Source organism: Pseudomonas sp. Marseille-Q8238 (genome assembly GCF_965111915.1).
Genome location: NZ_CBCOPI010000001.1, coordinates 4421337 through 4438527, shown reverse-complemented (window position 1 = coordinate 4438527; position 17191 = coordinate 4421337). Strand labels below are relative to the sequence as shown.

General features: G+C 60.2%; 12 protein-coding genes. 9 read left to right on the top strand and 3 right to left on the bottom strand.

The features are described 5' to 3' along the window. The first annotated feature begins 22 nt into the window (after positions 1 to 22). The 8 genes from pilQ (at position 23) to ACWPW0_RS20345 (ending at position 13660) form a co-directional block, all read left to right on the top strand. Positions 23 to 2125 (top strand): type IV pilus secretin PilQ, encoded by a 2103-nt coding sequence (gene pilQ, locus ACWPW0_RS20380; RefSeq protein ID WP_454256779.1) that lies wholly within the window; start codon positions 23 to 25, stop codon positions 2123 to 2125. A 4-nt stretch (positions 2126 to 2129) separates the two neighbouring features. Further along, positions 2130 to 2648 (top strand): shikimate kinase AroK, encoded by a 519-nt coding sequence (gene aroK, locus ACWPW0_RS20375; RefSeq protein ID WP_447594545.1) that lies wholly within the window; start codon positions 2130 to 2132, stop codon positions 2646 to 2648. 50 nt (positions 2649 to 2698) lie between these two features. Next, the gene (gene aroB / locus ACWPW0_RS20370; protein ID WP_454256363.1) at positions 2699 to 3802 is read left to right on the top strand and encodes a 3-dehydroquinate synthase; all 1104 of its coding nucleotides are present in this window, start codon (positions 2699 to 2701) and stop codon (positions 3800 to 3802) included. A 10-nt stretch (positions 3803 to 3812) separates the two neighbouring features. Beyond that, on the top strand, positions 3813 to 5393 hold the full coding sequence (locus tag ACWPW0_RS20365) for an AAA family ATPase (protein WP_454256362.1): 1581 nt from the start codon (positions 3813 to 3815) through the stop codon (positions 5391 to 5393). A gap of 245 nt (positions 5394 to 5638) precedes the next feature. Next, the gene (gene gltB / locus ACWPW0_RS20360; RefSeq protein ID WP_447594539.1) at positions 5639 to 10084 is read left to right on the top strand and encodes a glutamate synthase large subunit; all 4446 of its coding nucleotides are present in this window, start codon (positions 5639 to 5641) and stop codon (positions 10082 to 10084) included. 111 nt (positions 10085 to 10195) lie between these two features. Beyond that, on the top strand, positions 10196 to 11614 hold the full coding sequence (locus ACWPW0_RS20355; protein WP_447594538.1) for an FAD-dependent oxidoreductase: 1419 nt from the start codon (positions 10196 to 10198) through the stop codon (positions 11612 to 11614). Between the two features lie 210 nt (positions 11615 to 11824). Then, entirely contained in the window at positions 11825 to 12892 is a 1068-nt protein-coding gene (gene hemE, locus ACWPW0_RS20350; protein WP_447594536.1) for a uroporphyrinogen decarboxylase, read from the top strand. Positions 12893 to 13315: 423 nt separating this feature from the next. After that, positions 13316 to 13660: a YgiW/YdeI family stress tolerance OB fold protein gene (locus tag ACWPW0_RS20345; RefSeq protein ID WP_447594534.1), complete on the top strand. Its 345-nt coding sequence runs from the start codon at positions 13316 to 13318 to the stop codon at positions 13658 to 13660. 206 nt (positions 13661 to 13866) lie between these two features. Here ACWPW0_RS20345 and ACWPW0_RS20340 read toward each other — a convergent pair whose 3' ends face one another. Further along, positions 13867 to 15150, bottom strand: coding sequence for an MFS transporter (locus ACWPW0_RS20340; protein WP_454256361.1), 1284 nt, complete (start codon positions 15148 to 15150; stop codon positions 13867 to 13869). A 177-nt stretch (positions 15151 to 15327) separates the two neighbouring features. Between ACWPW0_RS20340 and ACWPW0_RS20335 the strand changes: the two genes are divergently transcribed. Beyond that, positions 15328 to 16257 carry a LysR family transcriptional regulator gene (locus tag ACWPW0_RS20335; RefSeq protein WP_454256360.1) on the top strand — a complete coding sequence of 310 codons (930 nt, stop codon included), beginning with the start codon at positions 15328 to 15330 and terminating at the stop codon, positions 16255 to 16257. On the opposite strand, the gene ACWPW0_RS20330 is transcribed toward ACWPW0_RS20335, so the two are convergent. Together ACWPW0_RS20330 and ACWPW0_RS20325 are read right to left on the bottom strand one after the other, a co-directional pair. After that, on the bottom strand, positions 16250 to 16687 hold the full coding sequence (locus tag ACWPW0_RS20330; RefSeq protein ID WP_447594530.1) for an excinuclease: 438 nt from the start codon (positions 16685 to 16687) through the stop codon (positions 16250 to 16252). The two genes, ACWPW0_RS20335 and ACWPW0_RS20330, sit on opposite strands and share 8 nt — an antisense overlap. A gap of 58 nt (positions 16688 to 16745) precedes the next feature. Beyond that, on the bottom strand, positions 16746 to 17171 hold the full coding sequence (locus tag ACWPW0_RS20325; RefSeq protein ID WP_454256359.1) for a hypothetical protein: 426 nt from the start codon (positions 17169 to 17171) through the stop codon (positions 16746 to 16748). Between the last annotated feature and the right edge of the window lie 20 nt (positions 17172 to 17191).

Here is a 17191-nt window from a genome sequence, read left to right as displayed (position 1 = left end):
ATCTGCTAAATGGAACAGGCTGATGAATAGCTCTTTGTCGCGTCTTAGTGTCTCGCTGTTTGTCGCCATGTTCGCGCCGTCCCTATTGGCGGCGAACCTGAAAAATATCGATGTGGCTTCATTACCGGGCGACAAGGTCGAGCTCAAGCTGGTATTTGACGAGCCTGTTGGCGCTCCCCGCGGATATACCATCGAGCAGCCTGCACGAATTGCCCTGGATCTGCCGGGAGTCACCAATCAGTTGGGCTCCAAGAACCGCGAGCTGGGTGTAGGTAATGCACGAAGCGTTACGGTAGTTGAGGCCAAGGATCGCACGCGTTTGATTGTAAACCTCACGACGTTGGTGCCCTACAGTACGCGTGCTGATGGCAATAATGTTTATGTGGTGGTCGGCGAGGCGGGATCTGCGCAGCCAAGTTCACAGCCGGTGGTTGCGCAACCCAAACCTGTAGCCCCCATTGCAGCGCGTGCGATCAAGAATATCGACTTCCAGCGTGGCGAGCAGGGCGAGGGCAATGTCGTTATTGAGCTTTCGGACTCGGCAATCAGTCCTGATATTCAGGAGATTGGCGGCAAGATCCGATTGGATTTTGCCAAGACCCAATTGCCAGAGGCCTTGCGTGTAAGTCTGGATGTGAAGGACTTCGCAACACCTGTTCAGTTTGTGAATTCGTCTGCGAGTGCCGATAAGGTCAGTGTTGTCATTCAGCCTACTGGTTTCTATGACTACCTCGCTTTTCAAACGGATAACAAACTGACGATCAGTGTGAAGCCGTTGACGCAAGATGATGTTGAAAAGAGAAAAGGTGAACGCTTCGCCTACACAGGTGAAAAGCTCTCGCTGAACTTCCAGGACATTGATGTACGCTCGGTACTCCAGTTGATTGCGGATTTCACGGATCTCAACTTGGTTGCAAGTGATACGGTGCAAGGCAACATTACTTTGCGCTTGCAAAACGTTCCGTGGGATCAGGCGCTGGATCTGGTGCTGAAGACGCGTGGGTTGGATAAGCGCAAGGTGGGTAATGTCCTGCTGATCGCGCCTGCAGACGAAATTGCTGCACGTGAACGTCAGGAGCTTGAGGCCAAGAACCAGATTGCCGAATTGGCACCTCTGCGGCGTGAACTGATTCAGGTTAACTATGCCAAGGCTGCGGATATTGCTGCGTTATTCCAGTCGGTTTCCGGGTTGGAAGAGGGTGAAAAAGCTGGCCGCGGCTCTGTGACAGTCGATGATCGGACTAACAGCATCATCGCTTATCAGACGCAAGACAATATTGATGAGCTGCGCCGTATTGTTGCTCAGCTCGATATTCCGGTCCGGCAGGTCATGATCGAGGCTCGGATCGTTGAGGCGACTGTTGGCTATGACAAGAGTCTAGGTGTTCGCTGGGGCGGTAATTTTTCCAGTAGCAATGGGCGCTGGATGGGGTACGGAAAAGATGGTGCGCGCACTGTGGATGAAGGACAGCTCTATTTGCCAGGCACCAGTACAGTAGGTACTTGGGAGGCTGAAACCGGTGTTGCACCAGTGCCTTTTGTAGACATGGGTGTTGTTAATAGCACATCCGGCATCGGTATCGGATTTCTCACCGATAACGTCATGCTGGATCTGCAATTGTCTGCCATGGAAAAAACCGGTAACGGCGAGGTTATTTCCCAGCCCAAAGTAGTGACATCTGATAAAGAATCGGCGCGTATTCTCAAGGGCTCGAAGATTCCATACGAAGAAGCAAGCTCCAGTGGTGCAACGACAACGGGTTTTGTTGAAGCGGTACTGTCTCTTGAGGTGACACCACAGATCACTCCAGATAACCGAATCATCATGGAGGTTAAGGTCAATAAGGATGAGCCTAACTTCGAGCGTCAGGTTCGTGGTGTCCCCTCGATCTTGACCAACGAAGTGAATGCCAAGGTTCTGGTCAATGACGGTGAGACCATCGTGTTGGGCGGAGTCTTCTCCAACGTTCAGTCCAAGGCCGTTGACAAGGTGCCTTTCCTGGGGGACCTGCCTTACTTGGGGCGGATCTTCCGCCGCGATGTGGTTCAGGACTCGAAGAGCGAGCTGTTGGTGTTCCTCACGCCGCGGATCATGAACAACCAGGCTATTGCTGTGAGTCGTTGAGACTGTGAGCAATTTGATTCTGGTTGGCCCGATGGGGGCTGGCAAAAGCACCATCGGGCGTCTGCTGGCCAAAGAATTGAGGTTGCAGTTCAAGGACTCTGACAAGGAGATTGAGCAGCGTACCGGTGCCGATATCCCTTGGATCTTCGATGTAGAGGGCGAGCAAGGATTTCGTGAGCGCGAACAAGCTGTCGTAGCTGACCTAAGTCGCTTGAATGGCGTTGTGATTGCTACGGGCGGTGGCGTGGTGCTGCGGGAGGAGAATCGCAAGGCGCTCAGTGCGGGTGGTCGTGTGGTCTATTTGCATGCCTCGGTCGAGCAGCAGTTGGATCGAACCTCTCGTGATCGAAATCGTCCTCTTCTACGTAACGCTGAGCCTGGCAAGGTGCTGGCTGGCCTTATGGAAATACGTGATCCGCTTTACCGCGAAATCGCTGATGTCATCATCGAGACGGATGAGCGGCCGCCTCGAATGGTCGTACAGGAAATCATCGAGCGTCTTGAGGCGCTTTCTTCGCGTTAAAGCGGTTGCATAACTGCGCTATCCTAGTGCCCTTTCATCTCGGGGGCTTCATGCAGACTCTCACTGTCAATCTAGGCGAGCGTAGTTATCCCATTTATATCGGTGCAGGTCTGCTCGCTCAGGCGGAGCTGTTCAAGAGGCACCTTGCCGGTCGGCAGGTCGCTATCGTCACGAACGAAACAGTCGCTCCTCTCTATCTTGATTCACTGATTGCCAGCTTGTCGGGCTGTGAGATCACTTCGGTCGTGTTGCCGGATGGTGAGTCCTTCAAGAATTGGGAAACTCTGCAGCTGATCTTCGACGGAATGCTCAGTGCCCGGCATGACCGCCGTACCACGGTTGTTGCACTAGGTGGTGGTGTGGTGGGGGATATGGCGGGTTTTGCCGCGGCCTGCTACCAGCGCGGCGTGGACTTTATTCAGGTTCCAACCACCCTGCTATCACAGGTCGACTCGTCGGTGGGTGGCAAGACGGGCATCAACCATCCGCTGGGCAAAAACATGGTGGGGGCGTTCTACCAGCCCAAGGCGGTGGTGATTGATACCTCCGTACTGAACACATTGCCGGCTCGCGAGTTGTCGGCTGGGCTGGCGGAAGTCATCAAGTATGGCCTGATTTGCGACGAGCCCTTCCTGGGTTGGCTCGAACAGAACATGGTCGCGTTGCGCGGGCTGGATATGCCACTGCTGGCTCAGGCGATCGAGCGCTCCTGCGCTGCCAAGGCTCGTGTGGTTGGTGTTGATGAGCGCGAGTCGGGGCTACGCGCCACGCTCAATCTTGGTCATACCTTCGGGCATGCCATCGAAACGCACATGGGCTATGGCGTCTGGTTGCATGGTGAAGCCGTAGGTGCGGGAACGGCCATGGCGCTTGAGATGTCTACTCGATTGGGTTGGATCACGGCACAAGAGCGTGATCGTGGCTTGCGCTTGTTGATTCAGGCCGGTTTGCCAGTGATTCCTCCTGAAGAAATGAGCCAAGAGAATTTCCTCGAACACATGGCCGTAGACAAGAAAGTGCTCGACGGTCGTTTACGCCTGGTGCTGTTGCGTCGAATGGGGGAGGCCATTGTTACCGACGAATTCCCCCGTGAAGTACTCGATGCGACCCTGAATGCCGATTACCGCGCCCTTGTGGCCAGACTTGAATCATAACGAGAGCTCCATGACCAGTTTGCATGCCGACGAGGCCTACCTCGGCCACTACCAGTTCAGTCACGATCCCTTCGCTGCGCGTGTGCCCGGCTTCCGTTTCTTTCCGGCCCAGCGCAAACCGGTTCTCGGTCAGTTGCACCATTTGGCGCGCTATAGCCAGCTTTTGCTGGTTGTGACGGGGCCGGAGGGTAGTGGCAAGACCTTGTTGCGTCAGGCTCTGGTGGCGAGTACCAACAAGCAGTCCGTGCATAGTGTGGTCATTTCGGCGCGTAGCGCCGGGGATGTCGCCGGGGTCATGCGTCAAGTGGCTCAGGGGCTTGGGATTCAGCAAGTTGATGCGCGAAGCATCCTTGCTCATGTCGGGCAGTTGGCGCTGACAGGGCAGGAAGTCTATCTGCTGGTCGATGATGCCGAGGCGCTGGCTGATGCCGCGCTTGATGGCTTGTTCGCCTTGGCTGCGGGTACGGCTGATGCTCGGCCGCACGTCTTCCTGTTTGCCGAGACAGCATTGTTGCCGCGCCTGGAATTGCTGGCTGATGGCGAAGAGCGGTTTCACGCCATTGAGCTGTTGCCTTATAGCGAGGATGAGACGCGTGAGTATCTGGCTCAGCGCCTTAATGGTGCAGGGCAGGGGATCGAATTGTTCTCGGATGATCAAGTTGCGGACATCCATGAGGCTGCAGGCGGCTGGCCTGGCGGGATTAACCAGGCTGCACGTGATGCGTTGATCGATTCCATGTTGGTGCACAAGAATTCTGGCAAGCGCCAAAATGGTGCAATTGGCTTGCCGAAGAAGCATTTACTTGCCGTGGCTGTGGTCATCTTGGGCTTGGGTGCTGCCTGGTTGATGCAGGGGCGCAAGGATACTTCCGTGCAGGATGCCCCGCCCCAGGTGCAGGAGCTGCCGCCAGCATCGCCGCCTGTTGCTGCTGTTCCGGGGTCTGCTGGGCAGGCATCTGGTACTGCTATCGAGTTTTCAGGCTCCAGTCAGCCCTTGCCTTTGCCGCTGGTTGGTCAGGCGCAGCCGGTCATTCGTGAGCCGTTGGCGCAGGCCTCGGGCATGGCGGAGCTGGATGAAGGCGCAGGTGACAGTGGCGCTGCCTTGCCGCCGGTGCAGCCTGTTGTGCCGGTTGTAACGCCAGTCGTGCCGCAGGTCGCTCCGGTTCAGCCGGTTGCCAAGCCTGTTGCCCCTGTCGCGGCTGCCGAGCCAAAGCCGCAGCCCAAGCCGGCGGCGCCGGTCAAGCCTGTCACTGCGAGCCCTGCGACACCAGCCAAGCCGACGGTGGCCAGTGCGGCCTCTTCGGCTTCGGGGTGGTATGGCGCGCAACCCGGTAATCAATTCGCCTTACAAATCCTGGGGACCCGCTCGGAGAGCAGTGCTCAGGCATTTGTCAGCAAGAATGGCGGTGAGTACCGCTACTTCAAGAAGCTGCACCAAGGGCAGCCGCTGTATGTGGTCACCTATGGCCGCTTCTCCACGCGAGCGTCAGCCCAGGCGGCTATCAAGTCTCTGCCGGCCAGCGTTCAGGCTGGAAAGCCATGGCCGCGAACCTTTGCAAGCATTCAGCAGGAAGCCGTGCAGACTCGATGATGGTCCGCTAATTGCTTAAAAGATCAGGCCTTTAATCCGGATTTCATGGATTTAAGGCCGATGTCTTACATCTCCGCGACATAACATTTCATTTTTCCGACGTCTGCAATTTGTGGCGTAGGAAGCAGATATGTACAATGGCCGCCCTTTGCCTGCCCATGCCGGAGCGTTCCCGTGCGCGCTTTGCAGGTAGACCGATGAATTAGAAGCAATTTGCCTGAAAAGGCAGCCTGGTGAGAGTCCCTATGAAAGCAGGTCTGTACCATCCTGATGAGTTCAAGGATAACTGTGGCTTCGGCTTGATCGCCCACATGCAAGGCGAGGCAAGTCACCATCTGCTGCAGACGGCGATTGAAGCCCTGACTTGCATGACCCACCGCGGCGGCATCAACGCCGACGGCAAGACCGGCGATGGCTGTGGTCTGCTCATGCAGAAACCCGATCTGTTCCTGAGGGCCATGGCCAAGGAGCATTTCGCAACCGAACTACCAGCGCAGTACGCGGTAGGCATGGTGTTCTTCAATCAGGACAGCACCAAGGCCGAAGCGGCACGCGAACATATGAACCGCGAGATCGCCGCTGCCGGTCTGACGCTGGTGGGCTGGCGCAAGGTGCCGATCGATACCAGTGTTCTGGGGCGCCTGGCTCTGGAGCGTCTGCCACAGATCGAGCAAGTGTTCATCGGTGGTGACGGCCTGAGTGATCAGGACTTCGCGATCAAATTGTTCAGTGCCCGTCGCCGTTCCTCGGTGGCCAATGCCGACGACAGCGAACATTACATCTGCAGTTTTTCGCACAAGACCATCATCTACAAAGGCCTGATGATGCCGGCCGACCTGCAGCAGTTCTACCCGGACCTGGGTGACGAGCGCCTGCAGACGGCTATCTGCGTCTTTCACCAGCGTTTCTCCACCAACACCCTGCCGAAATGGCCGTTGGCGCAGCCGTTCCGCTTCCTCGCCCACAACGGCGAGATCAACACCATCACCGGCAACCGCAACTGGGCCCAGGCCCGGCGCACCAAGTTCGCCAACGAGTTGATTCCCGATCTGGAAGAACTGGGCCCGCTGGTCAACCGCGTGGGCTCCGATTCTTCGAGCATGGACAACATGCTCGAGCTGATGGTCACCGGGGGCATCGACCTGTTCCGCGGCGTGCGCATGATCATTCCGCCGGCCTGGCAGAACGTCGAAACCATGGACGCCGACCTGCGCGCGTTCTACGAATTCAACTCCATGCACATGGAACCGTGGGATGGTCCGGCAGGCGTAGTGCTGACCGATGGCCGCCACGCGGTGTGCCTGCTCGACCGTAACGGCCTGCGTCCTGCGCGCTGGGTCACCACCAAGAACGGCTACATCACCCTGGCGTCGGAAATTGGCGTATGGGACTACAAGCCCGAAGACGTGATCGCCAAGGGACGTGTAGGTCCGGGGCAGATTCTCGCGGTGGATACCGAAACCGGCCAGGTGCTCAACACCGACGATATCGACAACCGCCTGAAGTCGCGCCATCCGTACAAGCAGTGGTTGCGCCAGAATGCCTTGCGCATCCAGGCGACACTGGCTGATGACCAGGGTGTTGCCAGCTACGACAGCGACCAGCTCAAGCACTACATGAAGATGTTCCAGGTCACCTTCGAGGAGCGTGACCAGGTGCTGCGTCCATTGGGTGAGCAGGGGCAGGAAGCGGTCGGTTCCATGGGGGACGACACACCCATGGCGATCCTGTCGCAGCGCGTACGTTCGCCTTACGACTATTTCCGCCAGCAGTTCGCCCAGGTCACCAACCCGCCGATCGACCCGCTGCGCGAAGCCATCGTCATGTCGCTGGAGATCTGCCTCGGAGCCGAGCGCAACATCTTTGCCGAGTCGGCCGAGCACGCCTCGCGGGTGATCCTCAGCTCGCCGGTTATCTCGCCGGCCAAGTGGCGTTCGCTGATGGCCCTCGAGCGTCCAGGTTTCGAGCGTCATTTCATCGACCTCAACTACGACGAGAGCGTGGGCCTGGAAGCGGCCGTGCGCACTATCGCCGATCAGGCCGAAGAGGCCGTGCGCTCCGGCAAGACACAATTGGTACTCAGCGACCGGCACATCGCCCCCGGCAAACTGCCCGCGCACGCGTCGCTGGCCGTTGGTGCGGTGCACCATCGCCTGACCGAAAAAGGCCTGCGTTGCGACAGCAACATTCTCGTCGAGACCGCTACTGCGCGTGACCCGCACCACTTTGCCGTGCTGCTTGGCTTCGGCGCGTCGGCGGTCTACCCGTACCTCGCGTATGAAGTGCTGGCCGACCTGATCCGCACTGGCGAAGTGCTCGGTGACCTGGACGAAGTGTTCAAGTACTACCGCAAGGGTATCTCCAAGGGGCTGTTGAAAATCCTCTCGAAGATGGGCATTTCCACCATTGCCTCGTACCGCGGTGCGCAGCTGTTCGAAGCCGTTGGTTTGGGCGAGGACGTGGTCGAGCTGAGCTTCCGTGGCGTTGCCAGCCGCCTCAAGGGAGCGCGTTTCGTCGATATCGAGAACGAGCAGAAGCTGCTCGCAGCCGAGGCCTGGAACAACCGCAAGGCGATCCAGCAGGGCGGCCTGCTCAAGTTTGTCTATGGCGGCGAATACCACGCCTACAACCCGGATGTGGTCAACACCCTGCAGGCTGCCGTGCAGCAGGGTAACTACGAGAAGTACAAGGAATACGCGACGCTGGTCGACACCCGCCCGGTGTCGATGCTGCGTGACCTGCTGCAGGTCAAACTGGCCGAGCAGCCACTGCCGCTCGATCAGATCGAACCGTTGCAGTCGATCTTCAAACGCTTCGATGCCGCGGGGATTTCCCTCGGCGCCCTGTCGCCCGAAGCCCATGAGGCCATCGCCGAGGCGATGAACCGCATCGGCGGACGCTCCAACTCCGGTGAGGGCGGTGAAGACCCGGCTCGCTACGGCACCGTGCGCAGCTCGAAGATCAAGCAGGTGGCGACCGGCCGTTTCGGTGTGACCCCGGAATACCTGGTCAATGCCGAAGTGCTGCAGATCAAGGTCGCTCAGGGCGCCAAGCCTGGCGAGGGCGGCCAGCTGCCGGGCGGCAAGGTCAATGGTCTGATTGCGCGCCTGCGCTATGCCGTGCCGGGCGTGACCCTGATCTCGCCACCGCCGCACCATGACATCTATTCCATCGAAGACCTGTCGCAGCTGATCTTCGACCTCAAGCAGGTCAACCCGCAGGCGCTGGTCTCAGTCAAGCTGGTGGCGGAAGCTGGTGTCGGCACCATCGCCGCCGGTGTGGCCAAGGCCTATGCCGACCTGATCACCATCTCCGGCTACGACGGCGGCACGGGTGCCTCGCCGCTGAGCTCGATCAAGTACGCGGGCAGCCCATGGGAGCTCGGTCTGGCCGAAACCCATCAGACCCTGCGTGGCAACGACCTGCGCGGCAAGGTCCGGGTGCAGACCGACGGCGGCCTGAAAACCGGCCTCGACGTGATCAAGGCCGCCATTCTAGGTGCCGAGAGTTTTGGCTTCGGTACCGGGCCGATGGTTGCCCTGGGCTGCAAATACCTGCGCATCTGCCACCTGAACAACTGCGCCACCGGTGTCGCAACCCAGAACGACAAGCTGCGCAAAGACCACTTCATCGGTACCGTGGACATGGTGGTGAACTACTTCACCTTCGTTGCCGAGGACACCCGCGAGTGGCTGGCCAAACTGGGCGTACGCAGCCTGGGCGAGCTGATCGGGCGTACCGATCTGCTGGACCTGCTGCCCGGTGACACCGAGAAGCAGGGCTTCCTTGATCTGTCGCCGCTGCTGGGTAGCGATCACATCCCGGCCGACAAGCCGCAGTTCTGCGAGGTCGACCGCAACCCGCCGTTCGACCAGGGCCTGGTGGCCGAGAAGATGGTCGAGATGGCCAAGGCCGCGATCGCTGGCAAGACCGGTGGCGAGTACGAACTGGACCTGTGCAACTGCGACCGTTCCATCGGTGCGCGCATCTCGGGTGAAATCGCCCGGGCACACGGCAACCAGGGCATGAAGGACGCGCCGATCACCTTCCGCTTCAAGGGCACGGCTGGGCAGAGCTTCGGCGTGTGGAACGCCGGTGGTCTGAACATGATTCTCGAAGGCGACGCCAACGACTACGTGGGCAAGGGCATGACCGGCGGCAAACTGGTCATCACTCCACCCAAGGGCAGTCCGTTCAATACCCAGGACTCGGCCATCATCGGCAACACCTGCCTGTACGGCGCCACTGGCGGCCGGTTGTTCGCCGCAGGTACTGCGGGTGAGCGTTTCGGCGTGCGTAACTCCGGTGCGCATGCGGTGGTCGAGGGGACGGGCGACCACTGCTGCGAATACATGACCGGTGGCTTCGTCTGCGTGCTGGGCAAGACCGGCATCAACTTCGGCTCGGGCATGACCGGTGGTTTCGCCTATGTGCTCGACCAGGACAACTCCTTCGTCGACCGCGTGAACCACGAACTGGTGGAAATCCAGCGTATTACCGGCGAGGCCATGGAGGCCTATCGCAGCCACCTGCGTGGCGTGCTGGCCGAATACGTTGCCGAGACCGCCAGCGAGTGGGGTGCCAATCTGTTGGAAAACCTGGACGACTACCTGCGCAGGTTCTGGCTGGTCAAACCGAAAGCGGCAAGCCTGGGGTCGCTGCTCAGCAGCACTCGCGCCAACCCGCAATAAACAGCCGCAGGCCGCAGTCCCTGGCGCAAGTTGCCCAGGGCCTGCTGGCCACCGTGATGTGTCATGCAGTGAGCAGCGTGTAGCTTGCCACTGCTGTTGAGAGGTTTTGAAATGACTGAACGTCTGAACAACGACTTCCAGTTCATCGAGGTCGGGCGCAAGGATCCGAAGAAGAAGCTCCTGCGTCAGCGCAAGAAGGAGTTCGTGGAAATCTACGAAGCCTTCAAACCGGCCCAGGCCGCTGATCAGGCCCACCGTTGCCTGGGTTGCGGCAACCCGTATTGCGAGTGGAAGTGCCCGGTGCACAACTTCATCCCCAACTGGTTGAAGCTGGTCTCCGAGGGCAACATCCTGGCTGCCGCCGAGTTGAGCCACCAGACCAACACGCTGCCGGAAGTCTGCGGTCGTGTCTGCCCGCAGGACCGTCTCTGCGAGGGCGCCTGTACCCTCAATGACGGCTTCGGCGCGGTCACCATCGGCTCGGTGGAGAAGTACATCACCGACACCGCCTTCGCCATGGGCTGGCGCCCGGACATGTCCAAGGTCAAACCGACTGGCAAACGCGTGGCCGTGATCGGGGCGGGGCCGGCTGGTCTTGGCTGCGCCGACGTGCTGGTGCGCAATGGCGTGACCCCGGTGGTGTTCGACAAGAACCCGGAAATCGGTGGTCTGCTGACTTTCGGCATCCCCGAGTTCAAGCTGGAGAAGAGCGTGCTCAGCCGCCGCCGTGAAGTTTTCACCGGCATGGGCATCGAGTTCCGCCTGAACACCGAGATCGGCAAGGACGTGACCATGCAGCAACTGCTGGATGAGTACGACGCCGTGTTCATGGGCATGGGCACCTACACCTACATGAAGGGCGGCTTCCCCGGTGAAGACCTGCCGGGCGTGCACGATGCCCTCGACTTCCTGATCGCCAACGTCAACCGCAACCTCGGCTTCGAGAAGGCGCCGGAAGACTTCGTCGACATGAAGGGCAAGCGCATCGTCGTCCTCGGTGGCGGCGATACCGCGATGGACTGCAACCGCACCTCCATCCGTCAGGGCGCCAAGAGCGTGACCTGCGCCTACCGCCGCGACGAAGAGAACATGCCGGGTTCGCGCAAAGAGGTGAAGAACGCCAAGGAAGAGGGCGTGAAGTTCCTCTTCAATCGCCAGCCCATCGCCATTGTCGGCGAGGACAAGGTCGAAGGCGTCAAGGTGGTCGAGACCCGTCTCGGTGAGCCGGATGCGCGTGGCCGTCGCAGCCCCGAGCCGATCCCGGGCTCCGAGGAAATCATCCCGGCCGAAGCCGTGCTGATCGCCTTCGGTTTCCGTCCGAGCCCGGCCGCCTGGTTCAGCGATTTCACCATCGAGACCGACAGCCAGGGCCGCGTCGTAGCACCGGAGCAGAGCCAGTTCAAACACCAGACCAGCAACCCGAAGATTTTCGCCGGTGGTGATATGGTCCGTGGTTCCGACCTGGTGGTGACGGCGATCTTCGAGGGCCGTAACGCCGCCGAAGGCATCCTGGACTACCTGGGCGTCTGATTCACGTGACGCCGCACCCTATGGGTCGCGGCAAATCGTCGCGATAGACAAAAGGCACGGCACTCGCCGTGCCTTTTGTTTTGCGGTCTGCGAAAATGCCCGCACTTTTTTGTGGCCTACCCTCCCAGGCGGCCACCCTTCGGGCCGTCGCTATGCGATGTGACAAATGAATCTCGGCAATTTTTGCCGACTACTTTCTCGGGAATTGCCATGACCGCCCTGAAGAACGACCGTTTCCTTCGCGCCCTGCTCAAGCAGCCCGTCGATGTCACCCCGGTGTGGATGATGCGCCAGGCCGGTCGTTACCTGCCGGAATACCGCGCCACTAGAGCCCGCGCCGGTGACTTCGTCAGCTTGATGAAGAACCCTGAGCTGGCCTGTGAAGTCACCATCCAGCCGCTGGATCGTTACCCGCAACTGGACGCGGCAATTCTCTTCTCCGATATCCTCACCATTCCCGACGCCATGGGCCAGGGCCTGTATTTCGAGACTGGCGAAGGCCCGCGTTTCAAGAAGGTGATCAGCAGCCTGGCGGATGTCGAAGCGCTGCCGATTCCCGATCCGGAGCAGGATCTCGGCTACGTGATGGACGCGGTGCGCAATATCCGTGGTGCGCTCAACGGTCGTGTACCGCTGATTGGTTTCTCCGGCAGCCCCTGGACCCTGGCCACTTATATGGTCGAAGGCGGTTCGTCGAAGGATTTCCGCAAGTCCAAGGCGATGCTCTACGACAATCCACAGGCCATGCATGCCCTGCTCGACAAGCTGGCGCAGTCGATCACCGCCTACCTCAACGGGCAGATCCGTGCTGGCGCTCAGGCCGTGCAGATCTTCGACTCCTGGGGTGGTGCACTGTCGGCGGCGGCCTATCAGGAATTCTCCCTGGCCTACATGAAAAAGATCGTCGAAGGCCTGATCCGCGAGCATGACGGGCGCCGTGTGCCGGTGATCCTGTTCACCAAGGGTGGTGGCTTGTGGCTGGAGTCGATGGCCGATACCGGCGCCGAGGCTCTGGGCCTGGATTGGACCTGCGACATCGGCAGCGCCCGCGCCCGCGTAGGCAGCAAAGTGGCGCTGCAGGGCAACATGGACCCGAGCGTGTTGTACGCCAACCCGGCGGCGATCCGTGCTGAAGTCGCGCGCATCCTGGCCAGCTATGGTCAGGGCAGCGGCCAGGTGTTCAACCTTGGCCATGGCATTACCCCGGAAGTCGACCCGGCGCATGCCGGCGCGTTCTTCGAGGCTGTGCATGAGTTGTCTGCGCAGTATCACCGCTAGGGTCTGTTCCCGTTTCGTTCGCGAGCCGCGTTGCTGCGCAAAATCGCGCCAGGCGAGGCGTGGGACGCAGGGAATGGCGTTCCCTTGCCAAGTCCCACAACGACGCATGGCGCGATTTCACGCGCAACCTAGGCGGCCCCACCCGTAGGGCCGGGCCTGTTTTTGCGCGGATCGTCGTTACTCGACGGCTCATTTGGACCACCAAACTTCGCGTCTCGCGCCTAGTCCCGCGCAAAAACAGGTTCCGGCGCGGCCGTGAGCGAAACGGGAACAGACCCTAGGGCTATGCGCAGTTCCGGCGAGGGCATTCGCCCGGCGTCGTGCCTCTACAAAACACCCGGCCAGTGCCGGGTGTTTTGCATTCAGGTTCAATTCAGGCCGTTTGCCTATGCTGGCTCCATCACCCCATGACTGGAGATCACCATGAAACCTCATTACCTTGCCTTTCTGTTCGCTCCATTGTTCAGTGCCTCGGCTCTTGCTGCCGGTTATACCGGGCCCGGCGTTGAGCCCGTGACCACGGTTTCTGCCGCGCATGAAGCCGCTGATGACACGCCTGTGGTGTTGCAGGGGCACATCACCCGCAAGCTCAAAAGTGAGTCTTACGCGTTCAAGGATGCCACCGGCACCATCACCGTGGAGATTGACGACGAAGACCTGCCGCCGGTGGCATTCGACGACAAGACTCGCGTGCGGCTGACGGGTGAGGTCGACAAGGGCCTGATGACGCGCGAGGTCGATGTGGACTTATTGGAAGTGCTCAACTGAGCCAACGGCCAATCCGCCTCAGAACCTGTTTACGATCTCTTGTCCGTCGGCCATACCGCGTTAAAAACAGGCTCGGATGCGAGCCCAGACTGGGCGTCCCCGACGGAATGCTCATTTACAGCTCGTAAACCCGAATGCGGGCCCAGTCCGTTCCTCGCCTGTTTTTGCCTTGTCTGGCTCTAGCCCAAAAGATCGTAAACAGGTTCTCAGGCGTTCGTCTGCGGGGCTATCGGCGGCAGCCGGCTCAGGTGCTGGGCAACCAGCAGTGCGACCAGTAGCAGGCTGCCGATGAACAAGCCGACGCCGGCCCAGCCGAAGTGGTGCCAGAACACCCCGCCCAGGGTGCCGGCCACACTTGAACCTAGGTAGTAGCTGAACAGGTACATCGACGAGGCCTGGCCCTTGGCAACCTGGGCACGGCGGCCGATCCAGCTGCTGGCCACCGAATGCGCACCGAAGAAGCCGAAGGTGAACAGCAACAGGCCGATGAGGATCGCGGGCAACTGCGGCAGCAACGTCAGCAGCAGGCCGCCGAGCGTCAGCACGATCACTGCACGAAACACTTTGCGCCGTCCCAGGCGGTCGGCCAGTGAGCCGATCCAGGCAGAGCTGTAGATACCCGAGAGGTAGACCACCGAGAGCAGGCCGACCACGGCCTGGCTCAACTGATAGGGCTCGCTCAGCAAGCGGTAGCCGATGTAGTTGAACAGGGCGACGAAAGCCCCCATCAGCAGGAAGGCCTCGAGGAACAGCCAGGGCAGCCCCTTGTCCTGCAGGTGGACACGGTAGCCATTGAGCAGCCCCTTGACGTTCAGCGGGGTGGCCTGGAAGTGCCTGGACTCCGGGAGGATGCGCCAGAAGATCAGCCCGGCGAGCAGCGCCAGCACGCCCAGGCTACCAATGGCGATGCGCCAATCGACAAAGTCCACCAATACCCCGCTGATCAGGCGTCCGCTCATGCCGCCAATCGCATTGCCGGCGATATACAGCCCCATCGACAGGCCAATGAAGCGCGGATCGATTTCCTCACCCAGGTAGGTCATCGCCACCGCCGCCAGACCGCTGAGTGACAACCCCAGCAGACCACGCATCATCAGGACGCCTTCCCAGCTTGGCATCAGCGCGCTGAACAGGGTGAACAGCGCCGCCGAGAGCAGCGACACCACCATGACTTTCTTGCGTCCCAGCGCATCCGACAGCGGGCCGGTAATCAGCAGACCGATGGCCAGCATGATGGTCGAGCTCGAGAGCACCAGGCTGCTCTGCGCGGCATTCAGGCCAAAATCCTGCGACAGGATCGGCATCAGGGGCTGTACGCAATAGAGCAGGGCAAACGTGGCGAAGCCGCCGGCGAACAGGGCCAGCGAGGTGCGCACGAATTGCGGCGTGCCCTTTTCGATAAAGGCCGGTTGCCCTTCGCCGGGCAGCGTCTCGGTGACAGCAGGAGAGGACTCGGAAAGAGTGGGAGTTGACGCAACCAGTGGACGCACAACGGACCTCGGTATTCGGTAATGAGAACCTTGAGGCGTGTCCCGCCTTGAAGCGGCATGCCTCATCCACAATCCCTGGAAGATGGAGCAAGAATAAGGAGGCTTATTTATATTCTCCAATACATTAATCGACCTGTTTAATATGTTTGGCGACTTAATCACTGAGGCCAAACGACCATGGAACTCCGCCACCTGCGCTACTTCGTGGCTGTTGCTGAAACCCTGCATTTCAGTCGTGCCGCCGAGCAGTTGGGCATTTCCCAACCACCCTTGAGTCAGCAGATTCAGGCGTTGGAAGAGGAGGTTGGCGCGCGCTTGTTCGAGCGCACCAATCGACGGGTAGAGCTGACCGATGCCGGTCGACTGTTTCTCGATGAAGCACGCCTGGCGCTAGCCCAGGTTGAAAAGGCGCGGCAGGTGGCGCGACGAGCCCAGCAAGGCGAGCTGGGTGAGCTGAAGATCGGCTTTACTGCATCGGCGCCGTTTACCTCGACCATTACCGGCAGCATTTTTGCCTTCCGCCAGGCCTATCCCGACGTGCACCTCAACCTGCAGGAAATGAGCAGTGGCGAGGTGGTCGAGGCCTTGCAGGAGAAAGCGTTGCAGGTCGGGGTAATCCGCCCGTTCACTGTGCCCGATACGGTCAGGTCCGTGGAGTTGTTCCGTGATCCGCTGGTGGCCGTGTTACGCGAGGATCATCCCCTGGCGGTGGGCAGCGAGGAGGGCCTGTCCATCGCTGCATTGGCGCAGGAGCCGTTCGTGTTCTTTCCGCGTACGTTCGGCACGGGTTTGTACGACCAGTTGATTGCCTTGTCCCGGCAGGCCGGGTTCAGTCCACGAATCGTGCAGGAGGCCAGCGAAGCGATGACCATCATCGGTCTGGTGGCGGCTGGGCTTGGCGTGTCAATGCTGCCGGCATCGTTCCGGCGCACACGGGTGGAGGGCGTGGTCTATCGCACCTTGCTCGACCCTGGCGCGACGTCGGCGATCTGGCTGGTGCTGAACCGGGATGAACGCTCGCCCCTGGCGCTGTCGTTCGTCGAGATGGTGACGCGGGAAGCCGCTGCGCTGCAAAGCGCGAGGCGCAGCGGCTCCGGGCTTACTTGACGTTAGCCAGGTCGCCCTTGACGGCAACGCCGGCCATGATGGCGCCAGCGTGGCATTCGTAGGTCTTGGGATCTTTGCGTTCGATGTTCTTGTAGTTGCTGGCGATGTTGACCACGGCATTCGCGCCAGCGGCCTTGGCGGCGTTTTGCAGGCGGATCAGCGCGGACTGCATGGCCCAGCTGCAGGCACCTTCATCGCTCTTGTTGAAGGCGTTGGTCTTCTGGCTGGTGGTCACGCCGGACTTGATGATGCTGGCGCGGACCGGGTTGCCGGCCAGGTAGAACTTCACCGTGCCATCGAGGCGGCCGGCGTTGATGGCTTCCTGCACGGCGGCATCGAAGGACGGGAACAGGGTCGTATCACGGGCTTGGCTGACACCGGGCAGGCTACCCAGGCAAATCATGGCGACGATCCAGGCTTTCATTTTCATGGCGTTCTCCTGAGGGGGATTTACTGTGGGGCTATTGCGGGATTGGTTGCGAGACGTCTCATGGGCGTTCCCGTGGAATGGTCGCGAGGCTTTGGGCCAGGCGCACTTCCTGCTGAATGGTGCGGTCCAGCTTCTTCACCAGGGCGTTGTAGCGCTTGTGAATCTTGCCGTTCTTGTAGCCAAGCTCCTCACTGTCACGGTAGCGGATGTCATAACGATCAGCTACGTAGTCGAGGGTGATGGAGGCGCTGTGGCCGCGAAAGTCTAGACGTGCCAGCAGGCGATTAGGTTCATCCTGTTCGATGGTCCAGCGGTTGCGCAGCAGAGCTTGGATCAGCGCGGGGCGCAGGCTGCTGGTGGTCAACGGCGCCTGGCTGCTGGCGGGTACCTTCTGGTGGATGACCTCGACCGGTTGCAGGCGGCTGCAAGCGCTGACGCCTACGGCGGCCAGAATGAGGAGGGCGATCTTGATGCGGCGGTTCATGGGGACTCCCTGTCTGTCTT